The sequence below is a fragment of the Streptomyces altiplanensis genome (assembly GCF_053591575.1).
Window position 1 is genome coordinate 1 of record NZ_JBSFUB010000112.1, and the last position, 21,978, is coordinate 21,978.

General features: G+C 71.2%; 18 protein-coding genes and 1 pseudogene. 14 read left to right on the forward strand and 5 right to left on the reverse strand.

Going from position 1 to position 21,978, the window contains the following annotated elements; genetic code table 11:
* Nucleotides 1–180 precede the first annotated feature (180 nt).
* Nucleotides 181–375 carry a hypothetical protein gene (locus tag ACWD0Y_RS31465; protein ID WP_093800855.1) on the reverse strand — a complete coding sequence of 65 codons (195 nt, stop codon included), beginning with the start codon at nucleotides 373–375 and terminating at the stop codon, nucleotides 181–183.
* Nucleotides 376–891: 516 nt separating this feature from the next.
* Here ACWD0Y_RS31465 and ACWD0Y_RS31470 point away from each other — a divergent pair.
* Together ACWD0Y_RS31470 and ACWD0Y_RS31475 are read left to right on the forward strand one after the other, a co-directional pair.
* The gene (locus tag ACWD0Y_RS31470) at nucleotides 892–2,088 is read left to right on the forward strand and encodes an acyltransferase family protein (protein WP_450263700.1); all 1,197 of its coding nucleotides are present in this window, start codon (nucleotides 892–894) and stop codon (nucleotides 2,086–2,088) included.
* Between the two features lie 303 nt (nucleotides 2,089–2,391).
* Nucleotides 2,392–3,588, forward strand: coding sequence for a cation:proton antiporter (locus ACWD0Y_RS31475; protein WP_450263701.1), 1,197 nt, complete (start codon nucleotides 2,392–2,394; stop codon nucleotides 3,586–3,588).
* Nucleotides 3,589–3,610: 22 nt separating this feature from the next.
* Here ACWD0Y_RS31475 and ACWD0Y_RS31480 read toward each other — a convergent pair whose 3' ends face one another.
* Nucleotides 3,611–4,756 carry a PP2C family protein-serine/threonine phosphatase gene (locus ACWD0Y_RS31480; protein ID WP_450263702.1) on the reverse strand — a complete coding sequence of 382 codons (1,146 nt, stop codon included), beginning with the start codon at nucleotides 4,754–4,756 and terminating at the stop codon, nucleotides 3,611–3,613.
* 106 nt (nucleotides 4,757–4,862) lie between these two features.
* On the opposite strand from ACWD0Y_RS31480, the gene ACWD0Y_RS31485 reads away from it, so the two are divergent.
* Nucleotides 4,863–6,122, forward strand: coding sequence for a GNAT family N-acetyltransferase (locus ACWD0Y_RS31485; RefSeq protein ID WP_450263703.1), 1,260 nt, complete (start codon nucleotides 4,863–4,865; stop codon nucleotides 6,120–6,122).
* Nucleotides 6,123–6,213: 91 nt separating this feature from the next.
* On the opposite strand, the gene ACWD0Y_RS31490 is transcribed toward ACWD0Y_RS31485, so the two are convergent.
* Together ACWD0Y_RS31490 and ACWD0Y_RS31495 are read right to left on the reverse strand one after the other, a co-directional pair.
* Nucleotides 6,214–7,020, reverse strand: a complete 807-nt coding sequence (locus ACWD0Y_RS31490) for an Fpg/Nei family DNA glycosylase (protein WP_450263704.1) — start codon at nucleotides 7,018–7,020, stop codon at nucleotides 6,214–6,216.
* Nucleotides 7,021–7,138: 118 nt separating this feature from the next.
* Nucleotides 7,139–7,627 (reverse strand): ribose-5-phosphate isomerase, encoded by a 489-nt coding sequence (locus tag ACWD0Y_RS31495; RefSeq protein ID WP_450263705.1) that lies wholly within the window; start codon nucleotides 7,625–7,627, stop codon nucleotides 7,139–7,141.
* A 160-nt stretch (nucleotides 7,628–7,787) separates the two neighbouring features.
* Here ACWD0Y_RS31495 and ACWD0Y_RS31500 point away from each other — a divergent pair, with 160 nt between their 5' ends.
* Nucleotides 7,788–9,218, forward strand: coding sequence for an amino acid permease (locus ACWD0Y_RS31500; protein ID WP_450263706.1), 1,431 nt, complete (start codon nucleotides 7,788–7,790; stop codon nucleotides 9,216–9,218).
* 66 nt (nucleotides 9,219–9,284) lie between these two features.
* On the opposite strand, the gene ACWD0Y_RS31505 is transcribed toward ACWD0Y_RS31500, so the two are convergent.
* Nucleotides 9,285–9,887: a biotin transporter BioY gene (locus tag ACWD0Y_RS31505; protein ID WP_450263707.1), complete on the reverse strand. Its 603-nt coding sequence runs from the start codon at nucleotides 9,885–9,887 to the stop codon at nucleotides 9,285–9,287.
* 272 nt (nucleotides 9,888–10,159) lie between these two features.
* Here ACWD0Y_RS31505 and ACWD0Y_RS31510 point away from each other — a divergent pair, with 272 nt between their 5' ends.
* The 10 genes and pseudogenes from ACWD0Y_RS31510 to ACWD0Y_RS31555 all read left to right on the forward strand — a co-directional run bounded on the left by ACWD0Y_RS31510 (nucleotide 10,160) and on the right by ACWD0Y_RS31555 (nucleotide 21,649).
* The gene (locus ACWD0Y_RS31510) at nucleotides 10,160–11,533 is read left to right on the forward strand and encodes an amino acid permease (RefSeq protein WP_450263708.1); all 1,374 of its coding nucleotides are present in this window, start codon (nucleotides 10,160–10,162) and stop codon (nucleotides 11,531–11,533) included.
* A gap of 118 nt (nucleotides 11,534–11,651) precedes the next feature.
* Nucleotides 11,652–13,106, forward strand: a complete 1,455-nt coding sequence (locus ACWD0Y_RS31515) for an amino acid permease (RefSeq protein WP_450263709.1) — start codon at nucleotides 11,652–11,654, stop codon at nucleotides 13,104–13,106.
* Between the two features lie 348 nt (nucleotides 13,107–13,454).
* A complete protein-coding gene (locus tag ACWD0Y_RS31520) occupies nucleotides 13,455–14,873 on the forward strand; it encodes an ABC transporter substrate-binding protein (RefSeq protein ID WP_450263710.1) in 1,419 nt (472 codons plus the stop codon).
* Between the two features lie 7 nt (nucleotides 14,874–14,880).
* Complete coding sequence (locus ACWD0Y_RS31525; RefSeq protein ID WP_450263711.1) at nucleotides 14,881–15,840, forward strand: carbohydrate ABC transporter permease; 960 nt, start codon at nucleotides 14,881–14,883, stop codon at nucleotides 15,838–15,840.
* Nucleotides 15,837–16,667 carry a carbohydrate ABC transporter permease gene (locus ACWD0Y_RS31530; RefSeq protein ID WP_450263712.1) on the forward strand — a complete coding sequence of 277 codons (831 nt, stop codon included), beginning with the start codon at nucleotides 15,837–15,839 and terminating at the stop codon, nucleotides 16,665–16,667. The genes ACWD0Y_RS31525 and ACWD0Y_RS31530 overlap by 4 nt, the downstream gene beginning before the upstream one ends.
* Complete coding sequence (locus tag ACWD0Y_RS31535) at nucleotides 16,667–17,773, forward strand: ABC transporter ATP-binding protein (protein ID WP_450263713.1); 1,107 nt, start codon at nucleotides 16,667–16,669, stop codon at nucleotides 17,771–17,773. The genes ACWD0Y_RS31530 and ACWD0Y_RS31535 overlap by 1 nt, the downstream gene beginning before the upstream one ends.
* A pseudogene (locus tag ACWD0Y_RS31540) lies at nucleotides 17,770–18,042 on the forward strand (DeoR family transcriptional regulator); the annotation flags it as partial. The gene ACWD0Y_RS31535 and the pseudogene ACWD0Y_RS31540, both read left to right, overlap by 4 nt.
* Nucleotides 18,043–18,088: 46 nt before the next feature.
* Nucleotides 18,089–19,171 carry an ABC transporter ATP-binding protein gene (locus tag ACWD0Y_RS31545; protein ID WP_450263714.1) on the forward strand — a complete coding sequence of 361 codons (1,083 nt, stop codon included), beginning with the start codon at nucleotides 18,089–18,091 and terminating at the stop codon, nucleotides 19,169–19,171.
* Nucleotides 19,168–20,181, forward strand: coding sequence for a 2-hydroxyacid dehydrogenase (locus tag ACWD0Y_RS31550; RefSeq protein WP_450263715.1), 1,014 nt, complete (start codon nucleotides 19,168–19,170; stop codon nucleotides 20,179–20,181). Before ACWD0Y_RS31545 ends, ACWD0Y_RS31550 begins: the two co-directional genes overlap by 4 nt.
* 25 nt (nucleotides 20,182–20,206) lie before the next feature.
* On the forward strand, nucleotides 20,207–21,649 hold the full coding sequence (locus tag ACWD0Y_RS31555) for an FGGY family carbohydrate kinase (RefSeq protein ID WP_450263716.1): 1,443 nt from the start codon (nucleotides 20,207–20,209) through the stop codon (nucleotides 21,647–21,649).
* Nucleotides 21,650–21,978: the final 329 nt, after the last annotated feature.

Sequence of the window (21,978 nt, forward strand, 5' to 3'; positions counted from 1 at the left end):
GCGAGGCGGTCGAAGGCGACGACCGGGATGCCCTCGTCCTTGGCCTTCTTCACGCCGTTGGCGACCGCCTTGGCGTCCACCGCGTCCAGGATCAGATGACATCACCGAGCCGGGCCGGAGGTGTTTCCGGAGCCTCGACGTCCGGCCGGGCCGCCCGGCGGCGCCGGCCGCCCGCGCCACTCAGAAGCTGATCTGGTTGATGGTTTCCGCTATCGAGTTCATGAAGCGGTTGATCGACGGCGCCATGCCGGTGGACGCGAGGAAGAAGCCGAAGAGAACGGCCACCACCGCCGGTCCCGCCTTGATCGAGCCCCCGCGGATCAACACCACCAGGACGATCGCCAACAGAAGCACCACAGACAGTGAAATGGCCACAACTGATCACACCCTCGGTCGGTCCGCCTTGCCGGCCCGGGAGCGCACGGCCCGGCGCACTCCCGCAGGGACCATCGTGCCACCAACTCACCAGTGGCGGCTGCCGGGTGACGGAACGTTGGTGGCCGGTCGGCGCCGCGAGGGGGTCCGGCGTACACGCCGGGGCGCGGGCGCCGCACATGCGCGCCACTCACTCTGATGCCCCGTCCGCGGATTGATAACCCTGATCGTTTCGCTACCCACACATCACATTCGCGGGAAATTCGAATTGCACGGACGGTCACATCATGCCGGTCGACAAAGAGGTAGCGGGCGGGACATATCGCCAGAGTCACCTACTGGCGGTATGCACCATTTAGTCGGGATGAGTTACCCCATACGGGGGCGAAAATGTGAGCCACACCATAAGGGCCCATCGCTATGTCGACTTCTCCGCTCACAGGCCACTCACATGAATAACAAAGGGCCGGGAACGAGGTTTTACGGAATCCATCCGGCGACGCTAGGGTGCCTCAGATGTTTCACGCTCCGCACGGATATCAGAGGGCCCCGCTCCCCCCGGCCCGGGAGCAGGAGCCCGAAACACCGCTCGCACGGACCCTCGCGCCCGCCACCCCCGTCCCGGTCCCGGTCCCCACCGCCGCGCCCACCCCCGCCCCCGCTCCGAAGCAGCGCGACGCGTTCTTCGACAACGCCAAGTACCTGGCGATCGTGCTCGTGGCGGTGGCACACATGTGGGAGCCGGTGATGGACGGCAGCCGCGCCACCCGCGCGCTCTACATGGTCGTCTACAGCTTCCACATGCCGGCCTTCATCATCATCTCCGGCTACTTCTCGCGCGGCTTCGACCTGAGACCCAAGAAGGTCCAGCGCCTGATCACGGGCGTCGCCGTGCCGTATCTGATCTTCGAGACCGTTTACAGCCTCTTCAAACGGTGGGCGGACGACCCCGGCCACTCCATCAGTCTGCTCGACCCCTGGTACCTGACCTGGTTCCTGATCGCGCTGTTCGTCTGGCGGCTGACCACCCCGATCTGGCGCTCGCTCCGCCACCCCCTGCCGGTCGCGCTCACCATCGCCGTCCTCGCCTCCGTGACCCCCGGCATCGGAGACGACCTCAACCTCCAGCGCGTCCTGCAGTTCCTGCCGTTCTTCGTACTCGGCCTGCTGCTGAAGCCCGAGCACTTCATGATGGTGCGGCGCCGCGAGGCCAGGCTGCTGGCCGTTCCCGTCGTCCTGTCCACGCTGGCCTTCGCGTACTGGGCCGCCCCCCGTCTCGAGCTCGGGTGGTTCTACCACAGCAGTGCCGCTCAGGACAGGGGCGCTCCGTGGTGGACCGGGATCGTCATGACCTTCGCGCTCTTCGGCTGCTCGCTGCTCCTGACGGCCTGCTTCCTGTCCTGGGTCCCGGGCCGCACGATGTGGTTCACCGTGCTGGGCGCCGGCACCCTGGGCGGATACCTGCTGCACGGCTTCCTGGTGAAGGGCGCCAACTACGCGGGGCTGTTCGACTCGTACCCCTGGCTCTCCAGCCCGCTCGGCGAGGTCTTCCTGACCGTCGCGATCGCCGTCGCGGTCACCCTGATGTGCACTCCGCCCGTGCGGCGGCTGTTCCGCTGGTCCATGGAGCCCGAGATGAACTGGGCTTTCCTCCGCGACCCGGCCGAGGACGCCCGGCAGCGGGAGCGCCGCCCCGTGGGCAAGGCCTCCTAGAAGGACCGGACCTCCGGGCAGACCCGGGCTCCGGCTCGGGCTGCGGCCCCGGAAGGGCGTCGCGCCTCTTCCTGCGCGAGCGTGAAACGGACCCCGGTCCTCTCGTCGAACGTGACGAGAGGACCGGGGTCCGCGCCGTGTGCGGGCCCGCCTCCCGGGCCCGGCTCCGGATGTTCCGGATCAGGTGGCGGCTTGAGGATTGCAGTGTCAAATGTTCGGTAAACTAATTACTGACGCGACCTTGACTATTCCTTGACTCACAGGAGGAACGGGCCCATCGGACACGCAGACACCCTCATAGCCATGGGCGGCGCCTTTCTCGCCGCCGCCGTGCTCGCCCGCCTGGGCGGCCGCATCGGTCTCCCGACCATCCCTCTGTTCATCCTGGCCGGGATCCTGCTCGGCCCCCACACCCCCGGCTTCGTACTCGTCGAAGACCCCCACGAGCTGGAGATGCTCTCCGCGCTGGGGCTCGTCCTGCTGCTCTTCTACCTCGGCCTCGAATTCCATCTGGACGATCTGAAGGCGGGCGGCCGGAAGATGGCCCTCGCGGGCGCGACGTACCTCGTGCTGAACGTCGGCGCGGGGCTCGGTTTCGGGTTCGCGCTCGGCTGGGGGGCGTCCGAGGCGCTCGTACTGGCCGGCGTCCTGGGCATCTCCTCGTCGGCGATCGTGACGAAGGTCCTGGTCGACCTGGGCCGTATCGGCAACGGCGAGACCAAGCCGATCCTCGGGATCATCGTCGTCGAGGACATCTTCCTGGCCCTCTACCTCGCGGCCCTGCAGCCGATCCTGTCCGGCGCGGACAGTCTCGCGGCGGCGGCCGTGGACGCGGGGAAGGCGTTCGGCTTCCTGTTGCTGCTGGCGCTCGCGGCGCGGTTCGGCACGAAGGCGGTCGGGTGGCTGATCGGGACGAAGGACAACGAACTGCTCGTCATCTCCTTCCTGGGGGCCGCGGTCTTCGTCGCCGGGGTCTCGGAGTGGTTCGGGGTCGCGGACGCGATCGGCGCGTTCATGGTCGGTCTGATGCTGGGCAGTACGAGTTCGGGCGAGCGGATCATGAAGCTGGTCCACCCGCTGCGGGACGCGTTCGGCGCGATCTTCTTCTTCGCCTTCGGGCTGTCGATCGATCCGGGCGACCTGCCGGTGGTGCTCTGGCCGGTACTGGCCGCCGTCGCGGTGACGCTGGTCATGAATGTCGTGGCGGGTCTGGCGGCTGCCCGTATCCACGGTTTCGGGGCGGGCCCTGCGGCGAACATCTCGACCACGCTGCTGGCGCGGGGCGAGTTCGCGCTCATCCTCGCCACGATGGCGGCGGGCGCGGGCCTGGACGAGCGGCTTTCGCCGTTCATCGCGGGGTACGTGCTGCTGCTCGCGGTGCTGGGCCCGCTGGCGGCGGGCCGGTCGCACTGGCTGGCGAAGGTGCTGCCGGGCGGCGGGCGCGGGAGCGGACCCGGTTCTGAGGCCGGGGCCGGGCGCGGGCGGGAGCTGGTGGGCTGACGCGGTGCGGCCGGCCGCCTCGTTACGCGCCGTGGCAGATCAGGAGGAGGGCGCGGTCGTCGTTGACGTCCTTGGCCACCGCTTCGATCAGGTGCCACGCGGCGCCCTGGAAGCCCGGCGTCACGTAGCGGTCGGCCTCGCCGGTCAGGCGGTCGATGCCTTCGGCGATGTCCCGGCCGGAGGCTTCCACCAGGCCGTCCGTGAACAGCATCAGTACGTCGCCGGGTGCCAGTGAGCCCTTGCACGGGTCGAACTGCGCGCCGTCGTACACGCCGAGCAGCGGTCCCTCGCCGGACTTCTCCTCCCAGCGGCCGCTGCCCGCGTGGAGCTGGAGTGCGGGGAGGTGGCCCGCCGACAGGAGTTCGTAGTCGCCGGAGTCCAGGTCCAGGACCAGGTGGATGGAGGTCGCGAAGCCCTCGTCCCAGTCCTGGCGCAGGAGGTAGCCGTTGGCGGCGGGGAGGAAGCCGTGCGGCGGGAGCGACCCGAGGAGGCCGCCGAAGGCGCCGGACAGGAGCAGGGCGCGCGATGCCGCGTCCATGCCCTTGCCGGACACGTCGGTGAGGACGACTTCCAGGGTGCGGCCGCCGTTCGTGCGGGCCGCGACCACGAAGTCGCCCGAGAAGGACTGGCCGCCGGCGGGGCGCAGCGCCATCTCGCTGTGCCAGTTCTTCGGCAGGCGGGGCAGCGCGCTCTGGACGCGGATGCGTTCGCGGAGGTCGAAGAGCATCGTGCCGCCGCGCCGCCAGGGGACGCCGACCCTGGCCCTGAACTGGGCGATGATCAGGCCGAAGAAGCCGCAGGCCGCGACGGTGAGGACGGTGCCGGGGGTGACGCGGGCCGCGCCTTGTGTGTAGGGGCCGAGGACGATCGACTCGACGATCAGCGCGGTGGCCGCGGCGGCGTACAGGCCGAGCAGGCTGGCCGGGCGCAGCAGGAGGCCGCCGGCCACGATCGGGAGCACCAGGAGGGACGGCGCGCACCAGACCGGTGACGCGATCGTGCCGACGGCGATCGCCGGGACCGTCAGGAGGAGACCGGCCAGGGCGATCCAGTCCGAGCCGTCGCCCCGGAAGTAGTCGACGCCGGATTTGCGCAGCGCGATACGGGCCCGGTGCGCAGACTTGCGCGTCCGGGCCGAGAACGATTCGGTTCCCACTCCACCTGCCATTGCGCTGGACCCTATCCACCCCGGCCGGTGCTCCGCAGGGGGACCCCTATGACATTGTGTTCGAAATCGGGTCGCCCTTGTGCCAGGGGCCTGGTAGGGATGGCATATGACCACCGACTTACGTGTGTTACGGGCATCCGAGTGGGACGACTGGTACGCGGCCTTCGAACTCGCCTTCGGGGGTGTGGCGCAGGAGGCGGAGGCCCGGGAACTCGACCGCGCGCTGACCGAACCTGCCCGCTGCGTGGGTGTCTGGGACGGGGATCAGTGTGTCGGCACGGCGGGCGCGTACACCTTCCGTCTGTCCGTGCCGGGCGGCGCCCTGGTGCCGGCCGCCGGCGTGAGCGTCGTGAGCGTGGCGACGACGCACCGGCGGCGCGGGATCCTGACCGCGATGATGCGGCGCCAGCTCGACGACGTACGGGCATGGGGGGAACCGGTCGCGCTGCTGACCGCTTCGGAGCCCGCGATCTACGGCCGCTTCGGGTACGGCGCCGCGACGCAGCAGCTGTCGGCGGAGATCGACACGTCACGGGTGCGGCTGGCGGTGCCGGCGGGGACGGACGACGTACGGCTGAGGTCCGCGGAACCGGCCGGTGCGCGGGACGTGTGCGAGGCGGTGTACGCGCGGAACGTGACGGGCCGGCCCGGGATGCTCGCGCGCCGGCCGCACTGGGAGCGGCTGCCGCTGCTCGACGCGGAGAGCGAGCGCAGGGGCGCGTCGCCGCTGCGGTGCGTACTGGCCGAGCGGGGCGGGGGAAACGGGGAGACGGGGGGTGCGGGGGACGTCGTCGGGTACGCCCGGTTCCAGGTCAAGCCGGAGTGGGACACGGCGGGCCCCAACGGCGTGGTCCTGCTGCGGGATCTGGAGGCGCTCGACCCGGCGGCGTACGCGGCGCTGTGGCGCTTTCTGTTCGACATCGACCTGACGTCGAGGATCCGGGCGCGGAACCGGCCCGTGGACGATGCCTGGCAGCACCTTGTCTCGGACATCCGGCGGTGCGACGTACGGCTGCGGGATTCGCTGCACGTGCGGCTGGTGGAGGTGGGAGCGGCGCTGGAGGCGCGTGCGTACCAGGCGCCGGTGGATGTGGTACTGGAGGTGACGGACTCCTTCTGCCCCTGGAACGAGGGGCGTTGGCGGCTGACCGGCGACGCCAAGGGGGGTGCGTCGTGCAAGCGGACGGACGAGGCGGCGGATCTGGCGCTGTCCGTACGGGAGTTGGGTGAGGCGTACCTCGGTGGCGTCGGCCTGGCCGCGCTGGCGGCGGCGGGGCGGGTGCGGGAGCTGCGGCCGGGGGCGCTGGCGGAGGCGTCGGTGGCGTTCGGGGCGGGGGTCGCGCCCTGGCTTCCGCACGGGTTCTGAGGCTCTGAGGGGGCCGGCCTCGGGCGGTGCTGTCGCGGGGGGGGCTTCGGGGCCGGTGCCGCGCCGGGCGGGGCGTCCGGTGCGGTGCGGGTCAGCGGGCCTGGCAGGCCGGGCACCAGAAGAGGTTGCGGGCGGCCAGAGCGGCGGTGCGGATCTGGCCGCCGCAGATGTGGCAGGGCAGGTTCGCCCTGCGGTAGACGTAGACCTCGCCGCCGTGGTCGTCGACGCGGGGCGGCCGGCCCATCGCTTCGGGCATGTGCTCGGGACGGACGGTGTCGATGCGGTTGTGGCGTACGCCCTCGCGCATGAGGACGACCAGGTCCGCCCAGATCGCGTCCCACTCGCGGCGGGTCAGGTCCTTGCCCGCGCGGTAGGGGTCGATGCCGTGCCGGAAGAGGACCTCGGCGCGGTAGACGTTGCCCACGCCGGCGACGACCTTCTGGTCCATGAGGAGGGCGGCGACGGTGGTGCGGCTGCGGGAGACGCGCTGCCAGGCCCGGTCGGGGGCGTCGTCGCGGAGGGGGTCGGGGCCGAGGCGGTCGTGTATCGCCTGCTTCTCGCCGTCGGTGATCAGGGCGCAGGCGGTGGGACCGCGGAGGTCGGCGTAGTGGCCGGCGTTGACCAGGCGCAGGCGCACCGTGCCGGCCGGGGGCGGGGCGGGCGCCGCGCCGAAGCCGAGCTTGCCGAAGAGGCCGAGGTGGATGTGGATCCAGCCGGTGTCCTCGAAGCCGAGGAAGAGGTGCTTGCCGTGGGCTTCGGCGGCTTCCATGCGGGTGCCGTCCAGGAGGGCGGCGCTGTCCGCGAACTTGCCCTGGGGGCTGGTGACGCGCACCGGGGAGCCCGCGAAGCGGGCGCGGTGGTCGTCCGCGAGGCGGTGGATGGTGTGCCCCTCGGGCATGGGTCTGCGTCTCCTGCGGAGCGTCGGGGACGGTGCCGCGCCGCGGCGTCTCCCCGGGCGGCGAACGGCGGCCCGTCCCGCACCGCGGCCTGGGCGACGGTGCGGGACGGGAGCGGGGTTACGGCTGCTGGGGGTGGTGGGCCGGGACCGGGGGAAGGTCGCCGGTCCGCTCGTACGCCGCCAGCATGTCGATGCGGCGCTGGTGGCGCTCTTCGCCGGAGTAGGGGGTGGAGAGGAAGATCTCCACGAACTTCGTGGCCTCCTGCTCGGTGTGCATCCGGCCGCCGATCGAGAGCACGTTGGCGTCGTTGTGCTCACGGCCGAGCGCCGCCGTCTGCTCGCTCCAGGCCAGCGCGGCCCGTACGCCCCTGACCTTGTTCGCGGCGATCTGCTCGCCGTTGCCGGAGCCACCGATCACGATGCCCAGGCTCTCCGGGTCCGCGGCGGTCTTCTCCGCGGCGCGCAGGCAGAACGGCGGGTAGTCGTCCAGGGCGTCGTAGATGTGGGGGCCGCAGTCGACGGGCTCGTGCCCGTGGGCCTTCAGCCACTCGACGAGATGGTTCTTGAGTTCGTATCCGGCATGGTCGGAACCGAGGTACACGCGCATGGGACGAGTGTGGCACGGGCGCCGCCGGGTAACTGTCGCCGGGGTGAGGACGGGCGTCGTGCTTCGGATTTCGTACAACGATCCGGAATCGGGTCTTCCGTCCCGCGTGAGTTCCGGTTTGAATGCGGGGGCTCGTACCCCGAGAAGCTAAGGATTGTGCATGAGCGCGCAGCCGACCCTTGCGAAGGCAGGCGGAACCCCTGAAGAACCAGGGAATCCGCAGGCCTCCGATGGTCTCCAGGCCGGTCTCAAAAACCGCCATTTGTCCATGATCGCCATCGGCGGTGTCATCGGCGCCGGCCTCTTCGTGGGGTCGAGCGGCGGTATCGCCGCCGCCGGTCCGGCGATTCTGCTGTCGTACACGCTCGTCGGCGCGATGGTCGTCTTCGTCATGCGGATGCTCGGCGAGATGGCCGCCGCGAACCCGACGTCCGGTTCGTTCTCCGCGTACGCCGACCGCGCGCTCGGACGCTGGGCGGGCTTCTCCATCGGCTGGCTGTACTGGTTCTTCTGGGTCGTGGTGCTGGCGGTCGAGGCGACGGCCGGCGCGAAGATCCTCGAAGGGTGGATACCGGCCGTACCGCAGTGGGGCTGGGCGCTGATCGTGATGGTCGTGCTGACCGCCACGAACCTGGTGTCGGTTTCGTCGTACGGCGAGTTCGAGTTCTGGTTCGCCGGGATCAAGGTCGTCGCGATCGGCGGCTTCGTGGTGATCGGTCTGCTGGCCGTGTTCGGTGTGCTGCCGGGGTCCGACAACCCGGGCACCGGATTCGCGCATCTGACGGACAGCGGCGGGTTCTTCCCGCACGGGCCCGGCGCGATCCTGACCGGTGTGCTGATGGTCGTCTTCTCGTTCATGGGCAGCGAGATCGTCACGCTGGCGGCCGGCGAGTCGTCGGACCCGCAGCGGGCCGTGACCAAGGCCACGAACAGCGTGATCTGGCGCATCGGCGTCTTCTACCTCGGCTCCATCTTCGTGGTGCTCACGCTGCTGCCGTGGAACGACAAGTCGATCCTGGAGGACGGGTCGTACGTCGCCGCCCTCAACTCGATCGGGATTCCGCACGCGGGTCAGATCATGAACGTCATCGTGCTGACGGCCGTGCTGTCGTGCCTGAACTCCGGGCTCTACACCGCCTCGCGCATGGCGTTCTCGCTCGGCCAGCGCGGTGACGCGCCGAAGTCGTTCGCCCGTACGAGCGGGAAGGGCGTGCCGCGGGCCGCGATCCTGTCGTCGGTCGCTTTCGGTTTCGTCGCCGTCTTCTTCAACTACAAGTGGCCCGACACGGTGTTCGCGTTCCTGCTGAACTCCTCGGGCGCGGTGGCGCTGTTCGTGTGGCTGGTCATCTGCTTCACGCAGCTGCGGATGCGCGGCATCATCCTGCGCGAGGCGCCGGAGAAGCTGATCGTGAAGATGTGGCTCTTCCCGTACCTGACGTGGGCGACCGCCGCGATGATCATGTTCGTGATCGTCTACATGGCGTTCGACGACGCGGCGCGCGAGCAGGTGCTGCTGTCGCTGCTGGTGGCGGTCGTCGTCGTCGGTATCGCGTTCGTCCGCGAGAAGGTGAAGCGCGGGCAGAAGGTGTAGACGGAGTGACGGAAGGGCCCGCGCCTCCCATGGGGCGCGGGCCCTTCGTCGTACGTACGGGCGGACTCAGCCGCGGTCGCCCACCAGCTTCCACGCCGCCGGCAGCGCGCCCATCGCCAGCGCCGCCTTCAGCGCGTCGCCGAGGAGGAACGGGACCAGGCCCGCCGCCACGGCCGCGCTCAGCGACATGCCGGCCGAGAAGGCCAGGTACGGCACGCCGACGGCGTAGATGACCGCCGAGCCCAGGACCATCGTGCCCGCGGTGCGCAGCACGGAGCGGTCGCCGCCCCGGCGGGCCAGCGCGCCGACCACGGTGGCGGCCAGCAGCATGCCGAGTACGTAGCCGAAGGACGCGCCGCCCGCGCCCGAGGTGCCGCCCGCGAACCACGGCACCCCGGCCATGCCGACCAGGGCGTACAGCGCGAGGGAGAGGAAGCCGCGGCGGGCGCCGACGGCGGTGCCGACGAGCAGCGCCGCGAAGGTCTGGCCGGTGACGGGCACCGGGGAGCCGGGGACCGGGACGGCGATCTGGGCCGCGATGCCGGTGAGCGCGGCGCCGCCGAGCACCAGGACCGCGTCGCGGGCGAGGGCCCGGCCGGCGGTGGTGGCGGACGGCAGCAGGTCGGCGAGGACCGCTCCGGAACGGGCGGGGGCGGCAGCAGTGCTCATCGGGACTCCGCGGGTGAGGAAGGGTGCGGGCAGGAAGGGACACCGTGACCGTAGCCCAGGGGTTAACGAGCGATCACCATCAGTGGCCGACAAAGCGGGGGTTGATCGCTTGGTGGGGTTCGGACAAAGGGCGGGCGGCAATCCTGTGTGAGCGTGACGCGCGTCACTGAGGTCCGGGAGCCGGGGGCCCTTTTGCCGAGAAGTGACGGACTCGGGGAGACTGTAGGTTCTTGCCAAACGGTCCACCGAACGTTCCTAGAGCTGCGAGCACCATGCACGACGATCAGGCCGAGCCCCTCGCCCACGGGCTCAAGCAGCGCCACCTGACCATGCTCGGCCTCGGCGGGGTGATCGGCGCCGGACTGTTCGTGGGTTCGGGCGCCGGGATCGCGGTCGCCGGCCCCGGCATCGTCGTCTCGTACCTGATCGCGGGCGCGCTCGCGATGCTGGTGATGCGGATGCTCGGCGAGATGTCCGCCGCGATGCCCGCGTCCGGGTCGTTCTCGGTGCACGCGGAGCGGGCACTGGGGCGCTGGGCCGGGTTCAGCGCGGGGTGGCTGTACTGGTTCCTGCTGGTCGTGGTGCTGGCGGTGGAGGCGACGGCCGCGGCGCGGATCGCGAACGGCTGGGTGCCGGGCATCGCGCAGTGGGCGTGGGTGCTGATCTTCATGGTGGTGTTCACCTGCGCCAACCTCGCCGCCGTGAAGAACTTCGGGGAGTTCGAGTTCTGGTTCGCCGCGCTCAAGGTCGGCGCCATCGTCCTGTTCCTCGGGCTCGGGCTGCTGGCCGTCTTCGGGGTGCTGCCGGACACGGAGCCGGTGGGGCTCGGCAATCTCACCGGGCAGGGCGGGTTCCTGCCGAACGGGTGGGAGGGCGTCGTGTCGGGCGTGCTGACGGTCGTCTTCGCCTTCGGCGGGCTGGAGGTCGTCACCATCGCCGCCGCCGAGACCGAGGACCCGGCCCGCAACGTCGCCCGCGCGGTGCGCGCCGCCGTGTGGCGGATCCTCTTCTTCTACGTCGGGTCGATGCTCGTCATCGTCACCGTGCTGCCCTGGAGCGCGCAGCAGGCGGGGCTCAGCCCGTACGTCACCGTGCTCGACGCGATCGGCGTTCCGTCCGCCGGGCAGGTCATGAACATCGTGGTGTTCGTGGCGCTGCTGTCCGCGCTCAACGCCAATCTGTACGGGTCCTCGCGGATGGTGTTCTCGCTCGCGGAGCGCGGCGAGGCGCCGAAGGGCCTGCTCAAGGTGTCGGGCGGAGCCGGTGGCGGGGTGCCGCGCCGGGCCGTGCTGGCGTCGGTCGCCTTCGGGTTCGTCTCCGTACTCCTCAATCTCCTGTGGCCCGAAACGGTCTTCCTGTACATGCTGAACGCCGTCGGCGCGGTGCTGCTGTTCGTGTGGGGGCTCGTCGCCGCCTCGCAGCTGCGCCTGCGCCGCCGCATCGAGCGGGAGGCCCCCGAGCTGCTGACGCTGAGGATGTGGGGCTTCCCCTGGCTCACCTGGATCACGCTGGCCGGGCTCGGCGGCGTACTGGTGCTGATGCTCACCGACGACGCGGCGCGGCCGCAGCTGCTGTGGTCGGCCGGTGCGGCCGGTGCGGTGCTGCTGGTGGCGATGGTGAGGGAATGGCGTGCAAGGCGTGTGTGAGTATTCACGTTGTGTGAGCGTCGTGTCCGTATAGCGGTCACGTGTTCCCTGTGAGCGGTGCGCGTACTCAGACTGTGGCGTCTGTTTCCCCGTCTCAGCTACTGAACAGGGCCCGCCCATGTCCCGGTCTCCCGCGCCGACGCCCGTCGAGGATGTCGGCTCCGTCGACAACAAGGTCGACTCGCCGCTCACGCACGGACTCAAGCAACGCCATCTGTCGATGATCGCCCTCGGCGGCGTCATCGGCGCGGGACTCTTCGTCGGTTCGGGCGCGGGCATCGCCGCCGCCGGCCCCTCGATCATCGTCGCGTACGCGATATCCGGGCTTCTGGTGATGCTCGTGATGCGCATGCTCGGCGAGATGTCGGCCGCCAACCCGGCCTCCGGCTCGTTCTCCGTGCACGCGGAGCGGGCGATCGGCCCGTGGGCCGGCTTCACCGCGGGCTGGGCGTTCTGGTTCCTGCTCTGCGTGGCCGTCGGCCTCGAAGGCATCGGCGCCGCGAAGATCATGGTGGGGTGGTTCCCGGACACGCCCGAGTGGGCCTGGGTCGCCCTCTTCATGCTGGTGTTCTGCTGCACGAACCTGGCGGCCGTGAAGAACTTCGGCGAGTTCGAGTTCTGGTTCGCCGCGCTCAAGGTCGGCGCCATCGTCGTGTTCCTGGGCATCGGCGTCCTCGCGATCCTCGGCCTCCTGCCCGGCTCCGACACCCCCTCCCCCGGCGCCGGGAACCTCACGGGCATCGGCGGGTTCATGCCGAACGGCTCCGAGGGCCTGATCGTCGGCCTGCTGGCCTCGGTCTTCGCGTACGGCGGCCTGGAGACGGTCACCATCGCCGCGGCCGAGTCCGAGCACCCCGTCCAGGGCGTCGCGAAGGCCGTGCGTACGGCGATGTGGCGCATCGCGGTCTTCTACATCGGCTCGATGGCGGTCATCGTCACGCTGGTGCCGTGGAACGACAAGGAGGTGGTGGCGAAGGGGCCGTACGTCGCGACCCTGGACCACCTGGGCATCCCCGCCGCCGGTCAGATCATGAACGTCGTCGTGCTGATCGCCCTGCTCTCGGCGATGAACGCCAACATCTACGGCGCCTCCCGCATGGCCTGCTCGCTGGTCTCCCGCCGTCAGGGCCCGAAGGTCCTCGGCGCGGTCTTCGGCGGTGTGCCGCGCATCGCCGTGCTGGTGTCCTCCGTGTTCGGCTTCGTGTGCGTGCTGCTCAGCTACTGGCGGCCCAACGACATCTTCCAGTGGCTGCTCAACATGATCGGCGCGCTGATCCTGGTCGTCTGGATCTTCATCGCCGTCTCGCAGCTGCTGCTGCGCCGCCGCACCGAGCGCGAGGCGCCGGAGAAGCTCGTCGTGAAGATGTGGCTCTACCCGGCGCTGACCTGGGTCGCGCTCGCGGGCATGGCGGCGGTCTTCGTCCTGATGGCCCGCGAGGAGGACACCCGGCTCCAGCTGTACTGGAGCGGCGGCCTGACGCTCTTCCTCGCCGTCGTCGGTTACGCGCTCCAGCAGGTCCGCAAGTCGGCGGCCGGCGCGGACGCGGCAGCCGTCGCGGGCAAGGAAGACTGAGCGAAGCGATACGCACGAGCGATACGCACGTCCGTACGTATCAGCAGCGCACCGGACCCCCCGGCCGTCACGGCCGGGGGGTCCTTCGCGTCCGCACCGCGGACGGGCCAGGGCGTGCGCCGCGCCGCCGGCGGCTGCCCGGCGGGTGTCCGCCGGTGCCCAGCCGTGCCGTGCTGTGCCGTGCCGTCGTCGGGCCGCACACGGCCCTCCCGCGGATATCGGCGCAGCCTGTGAAGTTCACACCGTGCACCGTGTTTTTCCGTTGCGCGGGGGATTGACGCCCAACTACCGCTGTTCCAAGCTCTGTTAACCAATCGACTGCACGTGTTGGCGGAGGTCGTGATGGACATGCGCGCACCTGACCGGCGGCGGTTCCTCGCACTCACGGCGGCCGCCTCCGCCACTCCCCTGCTGAGCGCCTGCGGAACGGGCTTCGGCGGCAAGGCGGAGCACAAGGGCGGCGGGTCGGCGGCCGACGACGTCACCGGCTCCTTCGACTGGAAGAAGGCCGGGGGCAGGACGGTCAAGGCGCTGCTGAACAAGCACCCGTACACCGACGCGCTGATCGCCGACCTGAAGTCCTTCACCGAGAAGACCGGCATCGAGGTCGAGTACGACGTCTTCCCGGAGGACAACTACTTCGACAAGCTGACGGTGGACCTTTCCAGCGGTCGCGCCTCGTACGACATCTTCATGCTGGGCGCGTACATGGTCTGGCAGTACGGGCCGCCGGGATGGCTGGAGGACCTCGGGCCGTGGATGAGCAACTCGTCGGCCACCGGCGCCGAGTGGGACCAGGGTGACTTCTTCCCGAATCTGCTCCAGGCCGGCCAGTGGTCGCTGAAGGCGGGTGCGCCGCTCGGGCAGGGCGGGCAGTACGCGCTGCCGTGGGGCTGGGAGACGAACGTCGTCGCGTACAACACCGAGGTCTTCAAGAAGCTGGGACTCAGGCCCGCCGAGACCTTCGACGAGCTGCGCGAGATGTCCGGCGCCATCAGGCGCAGGGCGCCGGGGGCCGGATTCGACGGGATGTACGGCGTCGCGGTGCGCGGGTCGCGGAGCTGGGCGACGATCCACCCCGGCTTCATGACGATGTACTCGCGGTACGGGCTCAAGGACTTCACGGTCGACGGCGGGAGGATCACGCCCGCCATGAACAGCCCCGAGGCCGTCGCCTTCACCCGGGACTGGGCGGAGATGGTCAAGAAGGGCGGGCCGCCGTCCTGGACGTCGTACACCTGGTACCAGTGCTCCAGCGACCTCGGCGCGAAGAAGGCCGGGATGCTCTTCGACGCCGATACGGCGGCCTACTTCCAGGCGGTGGAGGGGGCTTCCCCGGCCTCCGGGAAGATCGCCTTCCACCCGGGGCCGAAGGGGCCGGACGGGTCGCTCGCCACGAACATGTGGATCTGGTCGCTCGGCATGAACGCCAGGAGCGGGAACAAGCACGCGGCGTGGCTGTTCCTCCAGTGGGCGACCGGCAAGGAGCACCTGCGCAAGGCGGCGGTCGAGGGCAACCACATCGACCCGGTGAGGAGGTCCGTCAGCCAGGACGGGGCGTACAAGGACAAGATGAAGGGGATCGAGGGCTTCATCGAGACCTTCGAGACGGTCGTGGACCAGACGAAGATCCAGTTCACGCCGCAGGAGCAGTTCTTCGACGCGACGACGAGCTGGGCGGCTGCGCTCCAGGAGATCTACGGCGGCAGGAACGCCACGTCGGTACTGAACGGCCTGGCGGGCGACCTGGCTTCGAAGGCCGGGTGACGGCCCGGTGTCCCCGTCCCTCACCAAGACCGGCCACGGGGCGGCCTCACGCGGGGGAGGCGGGCCGCCGGCGCGCGTCGTTCCGCGCCGGCGGCGCGGGCTGCGGCCGTACCTGCTGATCGCGCCCGCTCTGCTGCTCACCGGCGGGATCCTCTACCCCTTCGGGCTCGGGCTGTACTACACGGTCTTCGACTTCGCGGCGAGCAAGCCGCAGCCGGACATGGTCGGGCTGGAGAACTACCGGCGCATCTTCACCGAATCGTCGTTCTGGGACTCGGCCCGGGTGACGGTGCTGTACGCGGTGGGGGCGGCGGCCGTCGAGACGGTGCTCGGGGTGGGGGTGGCGCTGCTGCTGCACCGCTCGACGCGGGTCGGGCGCGTACTGGAGAAGGTCCTCATCCTGCCGCTGATGATCGCGCCCGTGATCGCCGCGATCATGTGGAAGCTGATGCTCCAGCCGAGTGTCGGCGTCATCAACCACCTGCTGGAACCCTTCGGCATGGGCGGGGTGCAGTGGACGGACACCCCGGCCGGCGCGCTGCTGTCGTCGATCGCGGTGGACGTGTGGGTCTACACGCCGTTCGTGGCGGTCCTGGCGCTGGCGGGGCTGCGGTCGCTGCCCGCGTCGCCCTTCGAGGCGGCGGCGGTGGACGGGGCCGGCTGGTGGTTCACGTTCCGGAAGCTGACGCTGCCGATGCTGTGGCCGTACGTCCTGGTGGCGGTGATCTTCCGGTTCATGGACTCGCTGAAGGTCTTCGACATCATCTACGCCCTGACCGAGGGCGGGCCCGGCGACTCGACCATGGTGCTCCAGATCCGGGCGTACCTGGAGGCGATCCGCTTCCAGCGGTACTCGTTCGGGATCAGCTACATGATCGTGCTGTGGGCGGTGGTCTACCTGGTCACGATGGTGCTGGTGCGCTACCTGGGAAAGGTCCAGAACCGGGCGGCGGAGGTGCCGAAGTGAAGCGCAGGCTGCTTGCCGTCGCCGCCGACGGGGCGCTGATCCTCTACTTCGTCTTCGCGCTCTTCCCGGTCGCCTGGATGATCGTCCTGTCGCTGAAGCCGGCGAACGAGCTGTTCAGCACGTACTTCTCCTTCACGCCCACCCTCGACTCGTACAGGACGGTGCTCGGGGCGGGGAGCGACGAGGGCGTGCCGTTCCTGCGGTTCTTCGTCAACAGCCTGGTGGTGTCGCTGGGAGCGGTCGGGCTGTCGCTGGTGATCGGGCTGCCCGCCGCCTACGCCGCCGCCCGGTGGCGGTTCCGGGGCTCGGAGAACCTGATGTTCACGCTGCTGTCCTTCCGGTTCGCACCCGAACTCACCGTGATCATCCCGCTGTTCGTGCTCTACCAGCAGCTCGGGCTCTTCGACAGTTACGTCGGCATGATCTGGGTCCTTCAGCTCGTCACGCTGCCACTGATCGTCTGGATCATGCGCTCGTACTTCTCCGATCTGTCGCCGGAGCTGGAGCAAGCCGCCCTGCTCGACGGCTATACGAGGAAGCAGGCGTTCTTCAAGGTCGCGCTGCCGCTCGTCAAGCCGGGCATCGCCGCCGTCTCGCTGCTCGCCTTCATCTTCGCCTGGAACAACTTCGTCTTCCCGCTCATCCTGACGTCGTCCGAGGCCCAGACGGTGACGGTCGGCGCGCTGTCCTTCCTCGGCGGCGACCGGCCCAAGTACAACCTGACGGCCGCGGCGGCGCTGGTGTCGGTGGTCCCGCCGCTGCTCCTCGCGCTCACCATCCAGCGGTACCTGGTGCGCGGGCTCTCCTTCGGGGCGGTGAAGTCCTGATGAGCTCCGCGATCTCGCTGCGCGGCATCCGCAAGTCGTACGGCGGGAACACCGCGCTCGACGGCCTCGACCTCGACGTCGGGGAGGGGGAGTTCTTCTGCCTGCTCGGGCCGTCCGGTGCGGGCAAGACCACGACGCTCAAGACCGTCGCGGGACTGGAGGAGCCCCAGTCGGGCACGGTCTCGCTCGACGGCGCCGACATGACGGGCGTCGAGCCGTACGACCGGGGCGTCGCGATGTGCTTCGAGTCGTACGCCCTCTACCCGCACCGCAGCGCGTACGACAACCTCGCCTCCCCGCTCCGCTCCCCCCGCCACAGGCTGCCGGCCGCCGAGGCGCACGAGCGGATCGGCGCGGTAGCCGACCTGCTCGGCATCGGCGCGCTGCTGGACCGCCCGGTCGGCCGGCTGTCCAACGGTCAGCGCCAGCGCGTCGCGCTCGGCCGCGTCCTGGTGCGCCCGGCCCGCGCGTTCCTCCTCGACGAGCCGCTGTCCCACCTCGACGCCAAGCTCCGCCAGGCGATGCGCGCCGAACTGAAGGCGATCGGCGCGGTCCGGCGCACCACCACCCTGTACGTCACGCACGACTCGGTGGAGGCGCTGGCGCTCGGCGACCGCATCGGGGTGATCAGGGAGGGCCGGATCGTCCAGACGGGCACCCGCGAGGAGATCTGGCACCAGCCGTACGACACCTTCGTCGCCCGCTCCTTCGGCAGGCCCCGCATCAACCTGCTGCCGGGGACCGTCACCGGCCACGGCACCTTCCTGTCGGCGGACCGCTTCTTCGAGATTCCGCTGGGCCCGCTCGCGGTACGGTCCGCCGCACCCGGCGCCCCGGTGCAGATCGGCGTCAGGCCGCGCGACCTCTCGCTCGGGTCCGGTCCCGTCGAGCTCACCGGCACCGTCTACGTCACCGAGGTCCTGGGCCGCGCCACCGAGGTCACCGTACGGCTCGGCGGGCAGCACCTGTCGCTGGTCGCGCCGCGCGCGGACGCCGCCGGGCTGCGGCCCGACGCTCCGGTGAGGCTGACCGTACGGCCGGAGAGCCTGCTGCTGTTCGGGGCGGACGGCGTGGGCGGCGAACCGGGGCGGAGGATCACCGGATGAGCGACGGCCCGCAGCGCGGTCCCGCGCCCCGCCAGGCCGCCATCGCCGAGCAGGTGCTCGCGGCGGGCTCGGCGACCGCCGCCGAGCTGGCCGAGCGCTTCGACGTCAGCCTGATGACCATCCACCGGGACCTCGACGAGCTCGAACGGCAGGGCCTGGTGAGGAAGTTCAGGGGCGGGGTCACCGCCCGGCCGTCCGGTTTCTTCGAGTCGAACGTCGCGTACCGGCTCAAGGCGATGCGCGCGGAGAAGGCCGCCGTCGCCGAGCACGAGGTCCCGTACGAGGTGTGCCCGACGGCGGCGGGAGGACCGGGCGATGACTGAACTGGTGCTGCGTGGGCTGCGCAAGACCTACGCGGCCCGGGGCCGGCCCCCGGTGGAGGCCGTACGCGGCATCGGCCTGGAGCTGCGCTCCGGCGAACTGCTGGGCCTGCTCGGCCCCTCCGGCTGCGGCAAGTCCACCACACTGCGGATGATCGCGGGCCTGGAGGCGGTGACCGGCGGGGACATCCTCGTCGGCGGCGGCTCGGTGGTGAAGGTCCCCGCCCAGCGGCGCAACATCGGGGTCGCCTTCGAGAACTACGCGCTCTACCCGCCGCTCACCGTCGCCGAGAACCTCGGGTTCGGGCTCGCGGCGCGCCGCAGGCCCCGCGGGGAAGTGGCCGCGCGGGTACGGGGCATGGCCGAGCGGATCGGCCTGACGGAGCTGCTCGACGCACGGCCGGGCGGGCTCTCCAGCGGCCAGAAGCAGCGGGTGGCGCTGGCGCGGGCCCTGATCCGCGAGCCGGACGTACTCCTGCTCGACGAGCCCCTCTCGCACCTGGACGCGGCGCAGCGCGACACGACCCGCCGCGAACTCAAGCGCATTCAGAAGGACTTGGGGCACACCACCATCCTGGTCACGCACGACCAGGAGGAGGCGCTGTCGCTCGCCGACCGGATCGCCGTGATGAAGGACGGCGTCATCCAGCAGCTCGGCACGCCGTACGAGATCTACGACAGTCCGGCGAACCTCTTCGTGGCCGACTTCGTCGGCGAGCCCGCGATCAACCTGCTGCCCGGGGTGGCCGGGGCCGACGGGTGCGTACGGCTCTCGGAGGGGGTGCGGCTGGCCGTTCCCGTGCGTCTGGCGGCGGGCCGGGAAGTGGTGCTGGGCATCAGGCCGGAGGATCTGCGGCTCGCGGGCGAGGACGCGGCGGCCCTGCGGGCGAGGGTCGGCGCCCACGAACCGCTTCTGGAGGCGGGCATCGCCACGCTCGCGCTCGACGGGGTGGCCGAGCCCCTCGTCGTACAGACCGGTCCCGAGGTGCGCCTCGACCGGGGCGAGACCGTACGGGTGAGCGCGGACCCGCGGCTCACGCATGTCTTCGACGCCGAGACAGGAGAGGCCCTGCGATGAAGATCCTGGCAGCCGGTGACCACTTCGTCCTCAACTCGCTGATCTGCGACGCCCTGGAGGCCGCCGTCACCGCGTCCCCCTTCGAGCTGACCGAACTCACCCTCCCCTGGCCGCTCGAACCCTTCGGCAGGGTCGCCGAGGTCGACGAGGCCGGCGACTGCGAGGACGCGCTGATCGAGGCGTTGCGGGACGTCGAGGTGTGTGTGACCCAGATGGCGCCGTTCACGGAGCGGGTGCTGGAGGCCTCCCCCGCCCTGCGGCTCGTCGCCGTCTGCCGCGGCGGCCCGGTCAACGTCAACGTGGAGGCGGCGCGGGCGCGCGGGGTGCGGGTGTGCTTCGCGCCGGGCCGCAACGCGGCCGCCACCGCCGAGTTCACGGTCGCGATGATGCTGGCCGCGATGCGCCGCCTCCCGCAGGCGCACGACTCGCTGGCCCGGCAGGGCGTCTGGGACGGCTCGTACTGCACGTACGAACGCTGCGGCTTCGAGCTGGAGGACACGCGGGTCGGGCTGATCGGCTACGGCGCGGTCGGCAGCCGGGTCGCGTGGGTGCTGAGCGCGTTCGGTGCGGAGGTGGAGGTGTACGACCCGTACGTACGCGGTGATGTGCACGGCGTGCGGGTCGCCTCGCTCGACGCGCTGCTGTCCCGTTCGCGCGTCGTCACCCTGCACGCGCGCCTGACCGACGAGACGCGCGGCCTGATCGGCGCCCGCGAACTGGGCCTGCTGCCGCGCTCGTCCGTGCTGGTCAACGTGGCGCGGGGGCCGCTCGTCGACACGGAGGCGCTGTGCGACGCGCTGGAGAGCGGGCGGCTGGCGGCGGCCGCCCTCGACACGTACGAGCAGGAGCCGCTGCCCGCGGGGGCACGGCTCCGTGCCGTGCCCGGGGTCGTGATGACGCCGCACCTGGGCGGCGCGAGCCGTCAGGTGGCCGGGAAGGCGGCGCGGATCGCGGCGGCCGAGGTGGCCAGGTACGCCGCAGGGGCCCCGCTCGCGCACTGTCTGACCTGAGGAGGTCGTCGGCATGTCGGGGATGCTGTACGTCGGTGTCGACGTGGGCACGTCCATGGTGAAGGCGGCGGCCTTCGACGCCTCCGGGCGGGAGGTCGCGGTCGAGTCCCGCCCGGTCGCGCTCGACATCCGCGGCGGACACGTCGAGCAGGACATGGACGAGGTGTACGCGGCGGTCGTGGCGGTGCTCGCGACGCTGACGGCGGGGCTGGACGGGCCCGTCGAACTGGCCGGGCTCACGGGGCAGGGCGACGGGGTGTGGCTGGTCGACGCGCGGGGCCGCCCGGTGCGGCCGGCGATCTCCTGGATGGACGGCCGGGCGCACGCGCTCCTCGACGCGTGGATGGCGTCGGGCGTCTTCACCTCCGTCTACCGGCGTACGGGCAGTGCGATGTTCCCCGGGTGCCCGGGGCCGGTGCTGGCGTGGCTGGACCGGTACGAGCCGAAGGTGCTGGACGCCGCCGCGACCGCCCTGTACTGCAAGGACATGGTCTTCCAGCGCCTGACGGGGGTGCGGGCCACGGACGTCTCCGACGCGTCCATGCCGTTCCTGGACCCGCGGACGCGGGCGTACGACGACGAGACGCCGGACCTGCTGGGCCTGGGCCACCGGCGCGGCCTGCTGGCCCCGGTCGCCGACCCGGTCGCGGTCGGCGAGACGCGCGGCCCCGGCCTGCCGCCGGGCACGCGGATCGCGGACGGCCCGTACGACCTGCCCGCGTGCGCGCTCGGCGCGGGGGTGACACGGCCGGGGGACGGGCTGCTCATCATCGGCACGTGCCTGGCGTCGCTGGTCGTGACGGACGTCCTCGACCTGGAGGGCGGCGAGCCGGCCGGGCTGCACATCTCGACCGACCGGCCGGGGCAGTGGCTGCGCGCGATGCCGGCGATGGCGGGCACGGCGGCGCTGGACTGGGTGCTGAACACGACGGGCGTACGGCACGCGGAGGTCGACGCGCTGCTGGACGCGGCGCCGGCGGGGGCGAACGGGGTACGGGTCCTGCCCTACTTCGCGCCGTCGGGCGAGCGCGCCCCGTTCGTGGAGCCGCGGCTGCGGGCCGAGGTGACGGGGGTGTCCCTGGAGACCACGAAGGGCGACCTGGTGCGCGCGACCTGCGAGGGGATCGCCTACGCCGCGCGCCACTGCCTGGAGGCGGCGGGCCTCACCGGCGACCTGGCGGTGTGCGGGGGCGGGACGCGTTCGCCGGCGTGGATGCGGCTGTTCGCCGACGTACTGGGGCGTCCGCTGCGCGTGGCCGAGGGCGAGGTCGGGGCGCGGGGCGCGGTGCTGGCGGCGGCGGAGCGGTTCGGGGTGGAGCTGGACGCGGCGTCGTGGACGCGGCCGACGGCGGTGGTGGAGCCGGACGCGGGGCGGGCGGAGTTCTACACGGTGGGGTACGCGACGCATCTGGCCCGCCTGGCGGAGGCGCGGGTACGGGCGCGGGGCCGTGCCGGCAGCCGGGGCTGAGCCTCTTTGCCGGGGGCGGCCGGCGGCGCGGCGCTCCGGGGCCTGCCGGGGGTGGCGGGTGCGGGGGCTTCGGGGCCGGTGCCGTGCCGGGGCGTCCCCTCCCGGCACCGCGACGCGTGAGGCCGGGGCCTCCGGGCGCCAGGTGAATCCCGCGTGGCCGGGCCCCGGCCACTGCGTGAAAGGGCGTCGTACGCGGCCCCGGAGCGATACGCCGCGACCTATCGTGCAGTCGCCGCCCCCGTTATCTTTTTCGCGGTCCTGCAACGGGACCGCTGGCCTCCGGGCCCGGTATGACTGTGTCCCCTCTGTCGAACGGATGACCTGGGGGG